This is a genomic window from Myceligenerans xiligouense (assembly GCF_003814695.1).
In the GTDB taxonomy this organism is placed as follows: domain Bacteria; phylum Actinomycetota; class Actinomycetes; order Actinomycetales; family Cellulomonadaceae; genus Myceligenerans; species Myceligenerans xiligouense.
This window is the reverse complement of record NZ_RKQZ01000001.1, coordinates 3672961-3690496: the sequence shown is the minus strand read 5'-3', so window position 1 is coordinate 3690496 and position 17536 is coordinate 3672961. Positions and strand designations below refer to the sequence as shown.

Below are 17536 nucleotides of genomic sequence, written 5' to 3'. Positions count from 1 at the left end.
GGACAGGCCCGGGGAAAGGTTGTCATCGCCGGGCCCTCGTGCCCGGGCTGTGGAAACCCCGGGCCGCCTGCCGGGGCCCGCCCGTAGAATCGTCGGGTGACCCCCACCGAGCTCTCCGGAGCACTCAGCGCTGCCCTTGCCGCGGCTGTGGCCGACGGCACCCTTCAGCTCCCCGCCGAGGCGATCCCCGCCTCGGTGCACGTGGAGCGTCCCCGGCAGCGAGAGCACGGCGACTGGGCCACGAACGTCGCGCTCCAGCTCGCCAAGAAGGCCGGTACCACGCCTCGTGCGCTCGCCGAGGACCTGGCCGCGAGGCTGGGGGAGAACGCCGGGATCAAGTCGGTCGACGTCGCCGGTCCGGGCTTCCTGAACATCACGCTCGATGCCGGTGCCGCCGGTGAACTGGCTCGCACCATCGTCGAGGCCGGCGCCGAGTACGGCCGCACGGACTCGCTCGCCGGCCAGGTCATCGACCTGGAGTACATCAGCGCCAACCCGACCGGCCCGCTGCACATCGGCCACACCCGCTGGGCCGCGCTGGGCGACGCGATGGCCCGGATCCTGCGGGCCGCGGGCGCGGACGTCACCGCCGAGTACTACATCAACGACGCCGGTGCGCAGATGGACAGGTTCGGCGGCTCGATCCTGGCCCGGGCGACCGGCGGGGACATCCCCGAGGGCGGTTACAACGGTGAGTACGTCAAGGAACTCGCCGCCAAGGTGCTCGAGAGGCGGCCGGACCTGCCGGACCTCCCTGAGGACGAGGCGATCGCCGTCGCGCGCGAGGAGGGCTACCAGCTCCAGCTCGCGGAGATCCGCGAGGTGCTGGAAGGCTTCGGGGTGCACTTCGACGTGTGGTTCTCCGAGCGTGACCTGCACGAGTCCGGAGCCGTCGAGCAGGCGGTGGACCGGCTCCGCGAGCAGGGCCACGTGTTCGACGCCGGCGGCGCCGTCTGGCTGCGCACCACGGACTTCACGGACGACAAGGACCGTGTGCTCATCCGCGCGAACGGTGAGCCCACCTACTTCGCCGCGGACGCCGCCTACTACCTGTCCAAGAAGGACCGCGGCTTCCCCGGCAAGATCTACCTGCTCGGCGCCGACCACCACGGCTACATCAACCGCCTCAAGGCCATCGCCGCCTGCGCGGGGGACGACCCGCAGCAGAACATCGAGGTGCTGATCGGCCAGCTCGTGAACGTCGGCGGCGCGAAGCTGTCCAAGCGTGTCGGGAACATCATCGAGCTGCGGGACCTCGTCGAGTGGATCGGACGAGACGCGGTGCGCTACTCGCTCGCGCGCTACCCGGCGGATACGCCGCTGGAGCTCCAGGGCGAGGACATGCTCAAGCAGACCAACGACAACCCCGTCTTCTACGTGCAGTACGCGCACTCGCGGACCTGCGCCGTGGACCGGAACGCGGCCGAACGCGGCGTGCGACTCGAGGACGCCTTCGACCCGTCGCTGCTCAGCCACGAGTCGGAGAGCGCGTTGATCGGCCGTCTCACCGAGTACCCGCGCATCGTCGCCCAGGCCGCCGAACTGCGCGAGCCGCACCGCGTGGCCCGCTACCTCGAGGCGCTCGCCGGCGACTACCACTCCTGGTACAACGACGACGCCAAGCTGCGCGCCAACCCCTATCCCGACGAGGCCGTGACCGATGCGCACCGCACCCGTCTCTGGCTGAACGACGCCGTCCGCACGGTCCTCGCCAACGGCCTGGACCTGCTGGGCGTGAGCGCCCCGGAGCGGATGTGAGCGGCATGGCACCGGCAGCGGGCGGCACGTCCGAGGGGTCTGGTACGACGCCGGTCGTGGGCGCCGCGGCGACGACCGCGGCGGGTGAACCTGGTGCGACGGGTGGTCCCGGTGCGACGGCGGTCGTGGCCGGGCAGCTCGGTTCCACCGCGCTTCCCGTCGGTTCGGCCGGCGAACCGTGGTCGAGCGGTGTGCGTCGCGGCAACGACGGTGCGGTGGAGGTCGCGGGGGTCGGGGTCGCCGAACTCGCGGCGGACCACGGGACGCCGTCGTACGTCCTCGACGAGGCAGACTTCCGGGCGCGCGCTCGCGCCTACCGGACCGCTTTCGAAGCGGCGTTCGCAGCTGTGGGAACGGGCGTGGACGTGTACTACGCGGGCAAGGCGCTGCTCACCATGGCGGTCGCGCGCTGGGCGCGCGAGGAGGGCCTGCGGGTGGACACCGCGTCGGGTGGCGAGCTGGCCGTTGCGCTCCGCGCCGGGGTGCCCGGCGAGGCGATCGGGCTGCACGGCAACAACAAGTCGGACGCGGAGATCGCGCATGCATTCGACCACGGTGTGGGCCGGATCATCGTCGACTCGCTCGCCGAGATCGACCGCGTCGCGGATCTGGCGGCGGAGCGAGGCGTCGTCGCGCCGGTGATGGTGCGCGTGACCACGGGCGTGCACGCGGGTGGGCACGAGTACATCTCCACCGCGCACGAGGACCAGAAGTTCGGGCTGTCGGTCAACGTGGCGGCCGGGCCGGGCACCGACAGCCCTGCGATGGCCGCGTTGCTGCGGATCCTGGAGCGGCCGAGCCTGCGCCTGCTCGGCATCCACTCGCACATCGGCTCGCAGATCCTCGATCCGGACGGGTTCGAGGCGGCCGCGCGCGCGGTCCTGGAACTACGCGCGGAGCTGGCGACCCGGACCGGTGTGCTGGTGGGCGAGGTGGACCTGGGCGGCGGCTACGGTATCGCGTACCTCCCGGGCGAGGTCGCCCTGGACCCGGAGCGCGTCGCCCAGGACATCGCCTCCTCGGTGGCGGAGGCGGCCGCGAATCTCGGCACGCCCCTGCCGCGGTTCTCGATCGAGCCGGGACGGGCGATCGTCGGGCCGGCGGGAATGACGTTGTACACGGTGGGCACGGTCAAGCCCGTGACGGTGGGCGGGGACGACGGCGAACCGTTCACCCGGTTGTACGTCTCGGTCGACGGTGGCATGAGCGACAACATCCGGCCCGCGCTGTACGGCGCGGACTATCACGCGGAGGTCGTCGGCCGGAGTTCCGTCGCGGAGCCCGTGCTGGCGCGTGTGGTCGGGAAGCACTGCGAGTCCGGCGACATCGTGGTGCATCAGGTGATGCTGCCCGGTGACGTGCGTGCGGGTGACCTGCTCGCGGTCGCCGCGACGGGCGCCTACGGCCGGTCCATGGCGTCGAACTACAACATGCTGCCGCGGCCGCCGGTCGTGGGCGTACGTGATGGAGCTTCCCGTGTCCTGGTCCGTCGCGAGACCGAGGACGACCTGCTGCGGCTGGACCAGGGGTAGGTGCACCGTGCCTGAGGGCCGGGATCTGTATGGGCATGGTGGCGAGGCGGCAAGGCGAGATCCGGCCAGGCATGCGCTGAGCGGAGAGAACCCGCCCGAGCCTTAGACTTCGCGTGCCCGCGTGCCAGCGGGCATTCCAACCCCTCTGAGCGGAAGGTGCGCGCGTGACCGTCGTCGCGATCCAGGACCAGGTGGAGGCGGCCGTCAAGGCTGCCCTGACCCGAGCGCTCCCGTCTGAGCTGGCCGGTTCCGACCCGGTGGTCCGACGATCCGACCGCGCAGATTTCCAGGCCAACGGCACTCTGGCCGTTGCAAAAAAGGCCGGCCGACCGCCCCGGGCCATCGCGGACGAGGTTGTTGGGCACCTTGACACTGAGGTCGGAATCACGGCTGAGGTGTCGGGTCCTGGCTTCCTGAACATCACGGTGCCCGGCAACGTGGTGTGGTCGGCGGTCGCGGCGCGGCTGGCCGACACTCGCCTCGGCGTTGCCACCCCACGAGCCGGCGAGCGAGTGGTCGTCGACTACTCGGCGCCGAACGTCGCCAAGGAGATGCACGTCGGGCACCTGCGGAGCTCGGTGATCGGTGACGCTCTCGTGCGCATCCTCGGGCACCTGGGCGCGGACGTAACCCGGCAGAACCACATCGGGGACTGGGGTACCCAGTTCGGGATGCTCATCCAGTATCTCGACGAGCACCCCGAGGTGTCGTGGAAGGGGCAGGGCGCCGAGACGATGTCGGCCCTGGACGCCCTGTACAAGGATGCTCGCGTCGCGTTCGACGCGGATCCGGCTTTCGCCGACCGGTCGCGTTCCCGGGTCGTCGCGCTCCAGGCGGGCGATGATGCGACCGTCGCGGTGTGGCGAGACCTGGTCGCCGAGTCCGAGAAGGCATTCGATGTCATCTACTCCCGCCTTGGGGTCCTGCTCGACGACGGGGACTTCGACGGTGAGTCGCGTTACAACGACGCGCTGCCGGGCATCGTGGAGGGCTTGCTGGCAGCCGGGGTGGCGAGCGAATCCGACGGGGCGATCGTCACTTTCACCGACGGTGTCACCAACCCCGACGGGGACCCCGTGCCGCTGATCGTGCGCAAGAAGGACGGCGGGTTCGGGTACGCCGCTACGGACCTGGCCACGATGCGGCTCCGCGTCGACGAGTACAAGGCCGACCGGATTCTCTACGTCGTCGACGCTCGCCAGGCGCTGCACTTCAAGATGGTGTTCGACGTCGCTCGCCGCGTCGGCTGGCTTCCGGAGACCGTCCACGCCCAGCACGTCCCGTTCGGTACCGTGCTCGGCACGGATGGGCGTCCGTTCAAGACCCGCTCGGGCAAGACGGTGCGACTCGCGGACTTGCTCGACGACGCCGAGGGCGCGGTCCGGGCGGTGCTGCAGGCAAGAGAGCACAACTTCACGGGCGCCGAGCTCGACGCCGTGGTGCATGCCGCCGGGACTGCGGCCATCAAGTATGCCGACCTGTCGAACACGCGCACGAAGGACTACGTGTTCGACGTCGATCAGATGGTCGCCACGACCGGCAACACCGGCGTCTACCTGCAGTACGCGCACGCCCGTGTCCGCTCCATCTTGCGTCGGGCAGGGGAACAGACCGAGGCGGCCACGGCCGTCGGCGGGCGATTGGACACGTCACTGCCGCTGCACCCCGCTGAGCGGACGCTCGCCCTGACGCTGGACGGGTTCGACGCGATCTTGCACGACGTCGCGGATACCCTCGAACCCCACCGCCTGTGCGGGTACTTGTACGACCTGGCCAGTGCCTTCACCAAGTTTTACGACGCCTGCCCGGTGATCAAGGCTGACGACCCCTCCGTTCGCGCCAACCGGCTGGCCCTGTCCGACTTGACCGGGCGTACTCTCGCGGCCGGACTGGGCCTGCTGGGGATCGAGGCGCCCGAGCGTATGTGACCCGGTTACCGGGACCGGAGCGGCGTCACGGCTGGTCAGTCGGGTTGGCCGTGGCGCCTGTTCCCATCGGTGACGACAGCCCGAGGTCCGCGCCCACGCGCCGGACGACCTCGTCGTACCAGCGCCCGGTGTCGCCCACGCTCCCGACGAGGTGCCCGAACAGCTCGAACGACACCGTGCCGAACAGCTGGCTCCAGGCCATGAGGGTGCGGACCACCGCCTCCGGAGCGATGCCTTCGGGGGTGAGGTCGTGCTGGACGGCGAAATCCCGGGCTCCCGCGACGATGTCGGCGACGCCGGTTCCGGCGCCCGCTCCGCCGTCGGCGACCGCGGGTGCGGGCCGCGCGCCTGCGGCGTAGGCGTCCCCGGCGATCCGTATCAGCACCCGGATGACGCGCGTGGCAGGCTCCACCGTGTCCTGCGGCGCGGCATACCCCGGAATCGGGGTGCCGTACAGGAGCGCGAAGTCTCCGGGGTGCTCCACGCACCAGGCGCGCAGCGCGCGGCAGGCGGCGAGCCATCGGCCGCCCGTGTCCTGGCGCGCCACCGCGCCCTCGGCTCGTTCGACCGCTTCCCCGAGCTCCGCGTAGGAGTCGATGAGGAGCCTGGTCAGCAGTGCGTCGCGGCTCGGGAAGTAGCGGTAGACGGCGGACGACACCATGCCGACGTCGCGGGCGACGGCGCGCAGGGAGAGGGCCGCCGGCCCGTCGGACCGCAGCCGTGCGCGAGCTGCGCGGAGGATCTCCTGCGTCAGTGTCTCGCGGGCCAGAGCGCGTGCCGTGCGGGGTGCGTTCATCCGCACAGGTTCCCATCAGAGAGCAATGTGCGCAAAAAAGAGCAGTGCTCTTGATTGTGGGTTCGCACCGTGCCATGCTGACCGCAACGAGAGCAGTGCTCTCGCGAGTTTCGCCGGTCTTCCCGTTCCCAACCCTGGAGTCCTCTGATGAACAGCACCGACCGCCACCTCGTCGTCGGCGCCGGCCCCGTGGGCCGGAGCGTCGCCCAGCAACTCGCCGAGCGCGGGTCGCGCGTCACGGTGGCGACCCGCTCCGGCCGGGACACCGGAATCGCCGGCGTCGAGCACGTGACGGTGGATGCGTCCGACGCCGATGCGCTCTCCCGTGCCGCGGAGGGCGCCGCCGTGCTCTACAACTGCGTCAACCCCGGCGACTACACCCAGTGGGACCGCGCCTGGCCGCCGCTGGCGGCCTCGCTCCTGACCGCTGTCGAGCGGACCGGCGCGGTCTACGCGATCACGGGCAACCTGTACCCCTACGGCCCGGTCGACGGCCTGATGACGGAGGATCTGCCCGACGCCGCGACCGACCACAAGGGGCGCCTGCGCGCACGCCTGTGGGCGGACGCGCTGGCGGCACATCGCGCCGGACGGATCCGGGCGGTGGAGGTGCGCGGCGCCGACTACGTCGGGCCGGGCGTCGGTGCCAACGGGCACATCTCCCGCGTCGTGCCGGCGGCGCTGCAGGGCCGGACCGTCACGATGATGGGCCGCACCGATCAGCCGCACACCTTCACGGACGTGCAGGACGTCGCGCGCACGCTGCTCGCCGCCGCCGGTGACCCGGAGGCGCACGGGCGCACCTGGCACGTGCCGAGCAATGCCCCGCGCACCCAGCGCCAGGCCCTGACCGACGTGCTGGCGGCCGTCGGCCGTCCGCCGGTGCGGATCCGGGAGCTGCGCGGACCCGCGCTGGCCGCGCTGGCACTGGTGTCGCCGATGATGCGGGAGCTGCGCGAGCTGATCTACCAGTTCGAGCGCCCGTACGTGCTGGACGACACCGCCGCCAGGAAGTGGTTCGGGATCGAGCCGACGCCGTGGGACGAGGTCTGCCGCCGCACTGCCCGCCAGTGAGCCGCCGCACGGCCCGCCGGTGAGGCGGTGAGGCATGACGCCGCCCCGGCCGGTCTCGGGGAAGGGGTGAGACCGGCCGGGGCGGAGGCTGGCACCCGGATCTGTCTGCCTCAGAATCCAGTGGGGTGCCACCTGATGGGTTCCTACGGCTGATCCACCGCGGAGCCCACCAGGAACTGTGAGTACGCGCCGACCGTGAGGAACGACGGGAAGTCGTCGCTCAGCGCCACGGCGCGGAAGACGGCGGCCGCGTCGTCGACGCGGTGGCCGTGCGGACGGGGGAGGTCGGCGATCACGTCAAGGATGAGCGCCGCGACACGGTCCCGCGTGACGGCCCGGCCGTCGTCGGCCGTCCGGGTGCCCGCCGCGACCCACTGCCACACCTGCGAACGCGAGATCTCGGCGGTGGCGGCGTCCTCCATGAGGCTGTCGAGCGCTGCCGCGCCGGTACCGCGCAGCCAGGAGTCGATGTAGCGGATCGCGACCGACACGTTGGCGCGCAGGCCGTCGGACGTGACGGTCGCGCCGGAACGGCGGACCGAGGCGACGTCGAGCAGCTCGTGCCGGCCCACGCGGACGTCGTCGCGCAGCCGCGAGAGCTGGTTCGGCGCGTCGCCGAGGACGGCGTCGAACTCCGCCTTCGCGACCGGGATCAGGTCGGGGTGAGCGACCCACGAGCCGTCGAACCCGTCGCGGGCCTCACGGCGCTTGTCCGCCGAGACCTTCTCGAACGCGCGCCGGGTGACCTCCGGGTCGCGCCGGTCCGGGATGAACGCGCTCATCCCGCCGATGGCGTGCGCGCCCCGCTTGTGGCAGGTGGCGACCAGCAGGTCGGTGTAGGCGCGCATGAACGGCGCCGTCATGGTCACCTGGGCACGGTCCGGCAGCACGTACGACTCACCGCGCGAGCGGAAGCACTTGATCACGCTGAACAGGTAGTCCCAGCGGCCTGCGTTCAGGCCGGCGCAGTGATCGCGCAGCTCGTGGAGGATCTCCTCCATCTCGAACGCCGCGGGCAGTGTCTCGATCAGCACGGTGGCGCGGATCGTGCCGCGAGGGACGCCGAGCGCCTCCTGGGCGACCTCGAACACTTCGTTCCACAGGCGTGCCTCGCGGTAGCTCTCCAGCTTGGGGAGGTAGAAGTACGGCCCGCGGCCGCGGGTGATCAGCTCGGCCGCGTTGTGGAAGAAGTAGAGCCCGAAGTCCACCAGCGCACCCGACGTGCAGGTGGTGATCCCGTCCGCCCCGGTGTAGCGCAGGTGCTTCTCGACCAGGTGCCACCCGCGCGGGCGGAACACGATCGTGGGCAGGTCGGTCAGGTGCTGCGACCGCAGGGTGTAGTGCTTGCCGTCGGCGCTGGTGTGCTCCAGCGTGCCGCGGATGGCGTCGTGCAGGGCCAGCTGGCCCTCGACCACGTTGCGCCAGGTGGGGGAGGAGGCGTCCTCGGCGTCGGCCAGCCAGACCTTGGCACTCGAGTTGAGGGCGTTGACGGTCATCTTCGGGTCGGTGGGCCCGGTGATCTCGACGCGGCGGTCCTCCAGGCCGGGGGCGCCGGCCGAGCCTGCCACCCGCCACCGCGGGTCGTCCCGCACGGGCCGGGTCGCGGCCCGGAAGTCGGGGTCCACGCCGGAGGAGATCTCCTCGCGCCGCTGCTCGCGCTCGGCGAGCAGCCGGTGCCGGCGTGCCCCGAAGCGGTCGTGCAGCAGCGCCAGGAAGTCGAGCGCCTCGGGGGTGAGGATCTCGTCGTACCGCTCACCGAGCGTGGCGGTCACCCGCACGGTGCCCCGGGGGACGACGCCGAAGGCACCAGACGTCGCGACCATCTGCGCAGTCGCGGTGCGCGGGGCGGGTGTGTCGATCGTGCTGGTCATCTCAGTCCTCCAGGGTGCGTCGTGTCGGAGTCGCGTCAGAACTGGGCCGACTCCGTGGAGCCCGCCATCGCCGTCGTGGCCGAGTCCGGGTTCAGGGCGGTGGACACGCGGTCGAAGTAGCCGGTGCCGACCTCGCGCTGGTGCTTCGTCGCCGTGTAGCCGCGCTCCTCCGCGGCGAACTCGCGCTCCTGCAGCTCGACGTACGCGGTCATCTGCTCACGGGCGTAGCCGTGCGCCAGGTCGAACATCGAGTAGTTCAGGGCGTGGAAGCCGGCCAGGGTGATGAACTGGAACGTGAAGCCCATCGCGCCCAGCTCGCGCTGGAACTTGGCGATCGTGTCGTCGTCCAGGTGCTTCCTCCAGTTGAACGACGGCGAGCAGTTGTAGCTGAGCATCTGGTCCGGGAAGTCCGCCTTGACGGCCTCGGCGAACTTGCGCGCGAGCTCCAGGTCCGGCGTCCCGGTCTCCATCCAGATCAGGTCGGAGTACGGGGCGTACGCCTTGGCGCGGGCGATGCACGGCTCGATGCCGTTGGTCACCTTGTAGAAGCCCTCGGCGGTGCGCTCGCCGGTGATGAACGGGCGGTCACGCTCGTCGACGTCGGAGGTGATGAGGGTGGCGGCCTCGGCGTCGGTGCGGGCGATGACCACGGACGGCACGTCCGCGACGTCGGCCGCGAGGCGGGCGGCGTTCAGGGTGCGGATGTGCTGCTGGGTGGGGATGAGCACCTTGCCGCCCAGGTGGCCGCACTTCTTCTCGGACGCGAGCTGGTCCTCCCAGTGCACGCCGGCCGCGCCGGAGGTGATCATGGACTTCATCAGCTCGTACGCGTTGAGCGGGCCGCCGAACCCGGCCTCGGCGTCGGCGACGATCGGGGCGAGCCAGTCGCGGGTCGCCGAGCCGTTCTCGGCCACGTCGATCTGGTCGGCGCGCAGCAGCGCGTTGTTGATGCGGCGCACCACGGCCGGCACGGAGTTGGCCGGGTAGAGCGACTGGTCGGGGTAGGTCTGGCCCGCGAGGTTCGCGTCTCCGGCGACCTGCCAGCCCGAGAGGTAGATCGCCTGGAGTCCCGCCTTGACCTGCTGGACGGCCTGGTTACCGGTCAGCGCGCCGAGCGCGTTGACGAAGTCCTCCTCGTGGAGCTGCTTCCACAGACGCTCGGCGCCCCGGCGGGCCAGCGTGTGCTCCTCGCCGACCGACCCGCGCAGCGCGACGACGTCCTCGGCGGTGAAGGTCCGGTCGATGCCGGCCCAGCGCGGGTCGTTCGCCCAGCTCTCGGCCAGGGCGGCCGCGGTGGTCACCTGGTCGCCCGGGCGCGTGGTGGCCGACGGCGCGGCGGGGGTGGCGTCGGCGGCCTGCGGGCTCGCTGCTCCCGGAAGATTGCGGCGGGTGACGATGGTCGGAGCGGTCATGGCGGGTACCTCCTGGTTTGCGTTCTCCGTTGGGGACTGATTCGACCTTCTGTCATTGAACCGCTCCAGATCTACTGGAACTCAGGAGAAAAAACTGCGAACTTCTGCTGGACGGAACGATTCCGGTGTGTCACGCTCAGGTATGCCCACGACGACGCCGAAACGCGGAACCGAGCGAAATGCTCTCGTCAGCCCTCCGGAGGCCGAGCCCGACGCGCTGACGATCGGTCGCCAGGTGCGCTTCCTGCGCACCCGCCAGGGAATGAAGCTGGAAGATCTCGCCGCCGCGATCGGACGTGCGCCGTCGCAGGTCAGCGCGTTGGAGAACGGGAAGCGCGAGCCGAAGTTCTCGCAGTTGCAGGCCCTCGCGCGGGCGCTGGGCGCGAGCGTCGACGACCTGCTCGACCCCACGCCGCCGTCGGAGCGCGACGCTCTCGAGATCGAGCTGGACCGCGTGCAGCGCGGGCCTCTCTTCGCGGCCCTCGGTCTCGGCGGTGTCCGGATCGGCAAGTCACTGGCTGACGACGCCCTGCGCACCATCCTCGGGCTGAACCGCGAGCTCGAACGCCTGCACGCCGAACGCGCGCTCACGCCGGAGGAGGCGCGCCGGGCCAACGCGGAGCTGCGGGCCGAGATGCGCGCGTCCGACAACTACATCCCCGAACTGGAGGAGGTCGCCCGCGACCTGCTGGACGACGTCGGTCACACCGGTGGGCCGCTGCCCCAGCGGATCGCCGCCGAGATCGCCGAGAACCTCGGGTTCACGCTGCACTACGTGCCGGACCTGCCGCACTCGACCCGGTCGGTGATCGACAACCGCAACCACCGCCTGTACCTGCCGGCGAGCGGCCCGCGCGGTCGCTCCAACACCCGGTCGGCGATGCTGCAGGCACTGGCCTCGCACATCCTCGGGCACACCGAACCGCAGAACTACGGCGACTTCCTGCGGCAGCGCGTCGAGGCGAACTACCTGGCCGCCGCGCTGCTGGTGCCCGAGAAGTCGGGCGTGAAGTTCCTGCGCGACGCGAAGGACACCAAGACCATCGCGATCGAGGACCTGCGGGACGCGTTCGCCGTCTCCTTCGAGACCGCCGCCCACCGCTTCACGAACCTCGCGACCAAGCACCTCGGCATCCCGGTGCACTTCATGAAGGTCCACGAGTCGGGGATCCTGCACAAGGCGTACGAGAACGACGGCGTGAGCTTCCCCGCCGACCCGCTCGGTGCGGTCGAGGGTCAGCACGTGTGCCGCAAGTGGACCGCGCGCGTGGTCTTCGGGGTCGAGGACAAGTTCAACCCGTACGCGCAGTACACGGACACGCCGTCGGGCACCTACTGGTGCACGTCGCGCGTGGAGAACACGCAGGACGGCGCGTTCTCGGTCTCGGTGGGCGTGCCGTTCGCGCACGTCAAGTGGTTCGCCGGGCGCGAGACCACGCACCGTGACGAGTCCCGCTGCCCCGACGAGTCCTGCTGCCGCAGGCCGCCGGCGGACCTGGCCGAGAAGTGGCAGGAGCACGCCTGGCCCTCCGCGCGCCCCCACGCCTCGATGCTCGCCGCGATGCCGGCGGGCGCGTTCCCGGGCGTGGAGACTCGTGAGGTCTACTCCTTCCTGGACCGCCACGCCCCGGCCTGACCTGAGACGCCCCCCGGATGGCCTCGTCCCCGCGACCACGCCATCGTGTCGCGACCACGCCATTTTGGGTCATGGGAACGCGACCACGCCCCAGGATGACGTGGTCGCGACACGATGACGTGGTCGCGAGCAGACTTGCCGGGCCGGACCGCGATTCGGCAGGGGAAGTCAGCAGGAGGGGACGACGTCGTAGTGGCCCGGCGAGGTCTCCGACAGGGTCGTGGTCGTGGTGTCGCCCTGGCCCATGTAGTCCAGGGAGCCGTTCGCGTAGTACGGGTTGTAGGGGTTCACGCCGTACGACGTCGCGCGGCCCGCGGCCTCGTGGGCCGTGTTCGTGGCGGAACCGCAGTACGCGCCGGGATCCGTCGGGCCGGGATCGGTGGGCTCCGGAGACGGATCCGTGGGTTCGGGCGAGGGGTCGGTCGGATCGGGGGAGGGCGACGGCTCGCCCGATCGGTTCACCCGGCGGTTGTTCTCGAAGAAGAACCCGGTCACATAGGCGGGGTAGTCGATCGAGTTCGTCGAGATGTAGGAGCCGCCCGGGCCGCCGCCCGCCGGCCAGTTGTGTCCCAGGCCGGAGTTCTGGATCAGGGACACCCGCGGGCCGTCGGCGTCGGACCACAACGTTCCCGACCCGGTCGTGTTGTTGCCCTCCAGTGCGTCCAGCGCGAACGGCGACTGGTCCGCCGCGCCGTAGATTCCCGCCATGACCTGCGCGTTCAGCGTGTTGTACCCGGGAGCGACGGTGCTGTCGTCGGAGCCGTACACCACCGACGCCAGCTGGGTGCCGAACGCTCCGGACGCCGTACCCGCGAAGTTCCGGCAGGTCGACGTCGCCTGGGCCTGCGTCGTCGCGACGTAGGAGATCTGGGCCGACGACGTACCCACGGCCGGCCCGGCGTTGCTCCCGATCCCGGCGAAGACGTCGGGTGCGAGGCAGCCCATCACGAGCGTCTCGCCGCCGCCCGACGACAGCCCCGTCACGTACACCTGGTCCGGGTCGATCCCGAGCGACGCGTCCGCCAGCAGGTCGTCCACCAGGTCCAGCAGGTTGTCGTCGTGCCGGGCGGGCGACGTGCGCGAGTGGTTCGAGCCGTAGTAGTCCCAGCAGCCCAGGAGGACACCGCCGTCGGGCGCGGCGGGAACGGCCACGACCATCCCGTAGTCGTCCGCGGTGGCTTCCCAGTTGCCGCCCCCGCGCAGGTCGGACGACGTCTGCACGCAGCCGTGCAGGGTGATCGTCAAGGCGCGTCCGGCGGGAATCGCCGGTGCCGACGTCGGCACGTACAGCTGGGTCGTCATCCCGCCGGCGCTGCGGCTGGTCCAGTCCCCGGCGGCGGTGCTCCCGCCGTCCGGCGTGCCGCCGTCGCCCGGCACGCCGTCGTCGTCGGCCGATGTGCAGCCGGGCAGGATGTCGAAGGGCGGTGGGCAGACGATGCCGGCCGTCGCGGGGGGTGCGGCGGCGATCGCCGCCACACCCCCCGTGAGGGCCAGGCCGAGCGCCGCGGTGGCGCTGATCAGGCTTTTCATGTGTTACCTCCACGTCGAGGTACGCCGGGCCGCGCGTCGTCGGGCAGCTCCGGCCGGACGGGAACGGACCATAGCTGTGACCTGAATCACCTGTCAATAATGCGCCGGCGGGTCGCCTCCGGCGGGGTTGACACGGACCTGTCGGCGGCCCCATGATTCGGAAACCTGAATCGCCTCTCAGGTTTCCGGCCGGCCCGACGGCCCCGGACACCGGGCGGCGAGCAAACCCGAAGAAGGGCAGAGTCATGCGGACGAAGAAGTCCCTCCCCACGCTCGCGGTGGTCGCGGCGTGCGGCCTGGCGCTCGCGGCCTGCGCGCCGAGCACGGCAGACGGTTCCGCCGGTTCCGGCGAGGACGCCGCGCCGATCGACATCGGCATCATCTACTCCGAGTCCGGCGCCCTGGCCGCCTACGGCGCGGCCTACAAGCAGGGCTTCGAGGCCGGGCTGGACCACGCGACGGGCGGCACCGGTGAGGTCGACGGCCGCGAGCTCAACGTCACGTACGTCGACGACGCGGGCGATCCCGAGAAGGGCGTGTCGGCCGCGAAGGACCTGATCGGCAAGGGCTACCAGATCCTGGGCGGCACCGTCGTGTCTGGCGTCGCGCTGGCCATCGCCGAGCAGGCGGAGCAGAACGAGGTGCTGTACGTCTCGGGCCCGGCGGCCGTCGACACGCTGACCGGCATCAACGACTACACGTTCCGCAGCGGCCGGCAGTCCCTGCAGGACGTCGCGACCGCCGGCACCTTCGTCGACCCGAAGGGGGCCGAGGTCGTGGTGTATGCCCAGGACAACGCCTTCGGCCAGGGCAACCTCGCCGCCGTCGAGGCCGTGCTCGGCGCACAGGGCGCCGAGGTCTCCTCCGTCCTCGTGCCGGAGGACGCCACCGAGTTCACCCCGTTCTCGAAGAAGGTGCTCGACACGGAGGCCGACATGGTGTTCGTGGCCTGGGCGGGCGGGACGTCCGGCGCGATGTGGGAAGGTCTCGACCAGCAGGGCGTGCTCGACACGACGACGGTGGTCACCGGTCTCGGCGACGTGTCCACCTACGGCGCGTACGGCGACGCCGCGGAGAAGGTCTCGTTCCTCGGCCACTACTTCGCCGGCGCCGCGGGGACCGAGACGGAGCAGGCGATGATCGACGCCGTCGAGGCGGACGGCGGCACGCCCGACCTGTTCACCCCGGACGGCTTCGCCGCGGCCCAGATGATCGTGCACGCCGTCGCCGAGGGTGGCGGCGACGTCGACGGGATGGTCGCCGCGCTCGAGGGCTACGAGTTCGAGGGCCCGAAGGGCACCACCACCGTGCGCGCGTCGGACCACGCCCTGATCCAGCCGATGTACCAGGCGAGCCTCGCCGCCGACGGCGACGAATGGGTACCGGAGCTGGTCGAGACCGTGGACGCCGAGGCCGTCGCTCCGGCCGAGGCGGGCTGAGGCCGTGGGAGGCGAGCCGGGCACCACGCTCCGGCGGTCGCGGGACGACGCGACGGCCGGAGCCGCCCGAACGCGCACGATGCCCGACGACGGCCCGGGTGGCTCCGGCGCCCCCGCCCTCGAGGTCCGCGGGCTGAGCCTGACGATCGGCGGCGCCCGCATCCTCACCGGGGTCGACCTGCGGGTCACGCCCGGGGAACTGCTGGGGGTCATCGGCCCCAACGGCGCCGGCAAGACCACGCTGTTCAACCTGATCAGCGGCATCCACCGGCCCACCGCCGGACAGGTGCTGCTGGACGGCGCGGACGTCACCGGGGCCACCGTCGCCGCCCGGTCGCGCGCCGGACTGGGCCGCACGTTCCAGACGTCGAGCCTGTTCCCGCGCCTGAGCGTGATGGAGAACGTCCGGCTCGCCACCCAGCGCCGCCGCGGCGGCTCGCTCTCGGTCCTCTCCTTCCCCCGGCGGGACGACGCCGCCTCGGCGGAGGCGGTCGAGCACCTCGTCACCGTCGGTCTGGCGCAACGGTCCGGCGTCGCCGCGGGCGACCTGTCCCACGGCGACAAACGCAAGCTCGAGATCGCGGTCCTGCTGGCGATGGGGTCCTCGGTCGTGCTGCTCGACGAGCCGATGGCGGGCCTCGGCACGGCGGACGTGCCCGGCCTGGTGCGGGTGATCCGCGACCTCAAGGCCACCGGCCGCACCGTGCTGATGGTCGAGCACCACATGGACGTGGTGCTCGGCCTGGCCGACCGCGTCGCCGTCATGCACCACGGCGAACTGCTGATCTGTGACACGCCCGAGAGGGTCATGGCGGACGAGACCGTCCGGACCGCATACCTGGGAGACCTGGCATGAGCACGAACGTCCTGGAGGTGCGCGGCCTGGCCGCGCGGATCGCCGGGCAGGAGGTGGTGCACGACGTCGGCCTCGAGGTACCGGCCACCGGTGTCACGGCCGTGCTCGGCCGCAACGGCGTGGGCAAGACCTCCACGCTCCGCGCGATCCTCGGGCTGATCGAGCGCACCGGCGAGGTGCTGCTCGACGGGCACCGCGTGGACGGCGAGCGCACCGAGCGGATCGTGCAGCGCGGCGTCGGCTACGTCCCGGAGGACCGCGACGTCTTCGCCGGGCTCACCGTCGCCGAGAACCTGCGACTCGCGGAGCGCACCGGGCCGCACGGGACGACGCCGGAGCGCCGGCACCTCGTCGAGGACCTCTTCCCCGACCTGGTCCCGCGGGCCCAGCAGCGCGCCGGAACCCTGTCCGGCGGGCAGCAGCAGATGGTGTCGCTCGCCCGGACCCTGCTCAACGACAACCGGCTCCTCCTCGTGGACGAGCCCACCAAGGGGCTCGCGCCGCGGATCGTCGACGACGTCGCCGCGGCGCTCGCCGCCGCCGCGCGCACCGTCCCGATCCTGCTCGTGGAGCAGAACCTCGAGGTCATCGAGAGGCTCGCCGAGCGCGTCGTCGTGATCGACGCCGGCCGCGTGGTGCACACCGGTCCCGCTCGCGAACTGCTGGACGACCCCGACATGATCCAGCGCCTGCTCGGGGTGCACGCCGACGGCGTCGGCACGTCCGGGACCGGCACGTCCGGGACCGACGCGGCCACGACCGCCGTCGGACACGAGAAGGAGGGGGCACGATGAGCACTCTGGTCCTCCTGCTCGTCACGGGCGTCGGCCTGGGCGGGCTGTACTTCCTCGTGGCGTCCGGCCTGTCGCTGATCTACGGGCTGATGGGCATCCTCAACTTCGCGCACGGCTCGTTCCTCACGCTCGGCGCGTTCGCCGGGCTGGCCGCCGCGGGCGCCGTCGGGCAGGACACGTGGGGCGGGCTGGCGTTCGGCCTGCTCGTCGGCGCGCTCACCGGGGCCGCCGCGGCGGCCGTCACCGAGCTCGGCCTGATCCGGCCGCTGTACGAGCGCCACATCGAGCAGGTCCTCGTGACGGTGGGGCTCGCGCTCGCCACGGTTGCCCTGTTCGAGGGCATCTGGGGACCGAACCCGCGCACCGTGCGCCGCACCGAATGGCTCACGCGGACCACCGAGTTCCTCGGCGCGCGCATCCCGAACACCGCGTTCCTCAACATCCTCGCCGCGGCCGTGGTGCTGGGCGCGATCGTCGCGTTCCTCAAGTACACGCGCTACGGCCTCATCATCCGCGCGGGCGTGGAGAACCGGGCCATGGTGACCGCACTCGGCATCGACGTCCGCAAGGCTTTCACCCTGGTCTTCGCCGTGGGCGGGGCGGCTGCCGGGCTGGGCGGCGTCCTCGCCACGCAGTCCCTGAACTACGTCTCCCCGCACATGGGGGCGAGCCTGCTGATCTTCGCGTTCATCGTGACCGTGATCGGCGGCATGGGCTCGCTGCCGGGGGCGGCGGTGGCGTCCGTCGTCGTCGCCGTGCTGCAGCAGCTCGCGAACTACTTCCTCGCCAACACGGGCGACTTCATCGTCGTGCTGCTGCTGGCGCTCGTCCTGCTCGTGCGACCGTCCGGCCTCATGGGAAGGAGAGCCGCATGAACGCCCCGCACCCCACTCCCGGTGCCCCGGTGTCC

The 17536-nt window shown here is 71.5% G+C and carries 13 protein-coding genes; 9 read left to right on the top strand and 4 right to left on the bottom strand.

Annotated features, from left to right (window positions below; genetic code table 11):
- The first annotated feature begins 96 nt into the window (after nt 1–96).
- From argS (EDD34_RS16160) to argS (EDD34_RS16150), 3 genes are all read left to right on the top strand, one after another.
- A complete protein-coding gene (argS, locus tag EDD34_RS16160; protein ID WP_123815479.1) occupies nt 97–1758 on the top strand; it encodes an arginine--tRNA ligase in 1662 nt (553 codons plus the stop codon).
- Nucleotides 1759–1763: 5 nt separating this feature from the next.
- Nucleotides 1764–3290, top strand: a complete 1527-nt coding sequence (gene lysA / locus EDD34_RS16155; protein WP_123815478.1) for a diaminopimelate decarboxylase — start codon at nt 1764–1766, stop codon at nt 3288–3290.
- 164 nt (nt 3291–3454) lie between these two features.
- Complete coding sequence (gene argS, locus EDD34_RS16150) at nt 3455–5218, top strand: arginine--tRNA ligase (protein ID WP_123815477.1); 1764 nt, start codon at nt 3455–3457, stop codon at nt 5216–5218.
- Between the two features lie 25 nt (nt 5219–5243).
- On the opposite strand, the gene EDD34_RS16145 is transcribed toward argS (EDD34_RS16150), so the two are convergent.
- Nucleotides 5244–6014 carry a TetR/AcrR family transcriptional regulator gene (locus tag EDD34_RS16145; RefSeq protein WP_123815476.1) on the bottom strand — a complete coding sequence of 257 codons (771 nt, stop codon included), beginning with the start codon at nt 6012–6014 and terminating at the stop codon, nt 5244–5246.
- 147 nt (nt 6015–6161) lie between these two features.
- Here EDD34_RS16145 and EDD34_RS16140 point away from each other — a divergent pair, with 147 nt between their 5' ends.
- A complete protein-coding gene (locus tag EDD34_RS16140; protein WP_123815475.1) occupies nt 6162–7088 on the top strand; it encodes an NAD-dependent epimerase/dehydratase family protein in 927 nt (308 codons plus the stop codon).
- A gap of 143 nt (nt 7089–7231) precedes the next feature.
- Here EDD34_RS16140 and aceB read toward each other — a convergent pair whose 3' ends face one another.
- Nucleotides 7232–8959: a malate synthase A gene (gene aceB / locus EDD34_RS16135; RefSeq protein WP_211341615.1), complete on the bottom strand. Its 1728-nt coding sequence runs from the start codon at nt 8957–8959 to the stop codon at nt 7232–7234.
- Between the two features lie 35 nt (nt 8960–8994).
- Entirely contained in the window at nt 8995–10371 is a 1377-nt protein-coding gene (gene aceA / locus EDD34_RS16130; protein WP_123815474.1) for an isocitrate lyase, read from the bottom strand.
- Nucleotides 10372–10513: 142 nt separating this feature from the next.
- Here aceA and EDD34_RS16125 point away from each other — a divergent pair, with 142 nt between their 5' ends.
- Entirely contained in the window at nt 10514–12007 is a 1494-nt protein-coding gene (locus EDD34_RS16125) for a helix-turn-helix domain-containing protein (RefSeq protein ID WP_123815473.1), read from the top strand.
- Between the two features lie 168 nt (nt 12008–12175).
- On the opposite strand, the gene EDD34_RS16120 is transcribed toward EDD34_RS16125, so the two are convergent.
- Entirely contained in the window at nt 12176–13537 is a 1362-nt protein-coding gene (locus tag EDD34_RS16120) for an extracellular catalytic domain type 1 short-chain-length polyhydroxyalkanoate depolymerase (protein ID WP_123815472.1), read from the bottom strand.
- 245 nt (nt 13538–13782) lie between these two features.
- Between EDD34_RS16120 and EDD34_RS16115 the strand changes: the two genes are divergently transcribed.
- The 4 genes from EDD34_RS16115 to EDD34_RS16100 all read left to right on the top strand — a co-directional run bounded on the left by EDD34_RS16115 (nt 13783) and on the right by EDD34_RS16100 (nt 17501).
- Complete coding sequence (locus EDD34_RS16115) at nt 13783–14976, top strand: substrate-binding domain-containing protein (RefSeq protein ID WP_123815471.1); 1194 nt, start codon at nt 13783–13785, stop codon at nt 14974–14976.
- A 79-nt stretch (nt 14977–15055) separates the two neighbouring features.
- A complete protein-coding gene (locus tag EDD34_RS16110) occupies nt 15056–15832 on the top strand; it encodes an ABC transporter ATP-binding protein (RefSeq protein WP_123816599.1) in 777 nt (258 codons plus the stop codon).
- Nucleotides 15829–16626, top strand: a complete 798-nt coding sequence (locus tag EDD34_RS16105; RefSeq protein WP_123815470.1) for an ABC transporter ATP-binding protein — start codon at nt 15829–15831, stop codon at nt 16624–16626. Before EDD34_RS16110 ends, EDD34_RS16105 begins: the two co-directional genes overlap by 4 nt.
- Nucleotides 16623–17501: a branched-chain amino acid ABC transporter permease gene (locus EDD34_RS16100; RefSeq protein ID WP_123815469.1), complete on the top strand. Its 879-nt coding sequence runs from the start codon at nt 16623–16625 to the stop codon at nt 17499–17501. Before EDD34_RS16105 ends, EDD34_RS16100 begins: the two co-directional genes overlap by 4 nt.
- Nucleotides 17502–17536 lie beyond the last annotated feature (35 nt).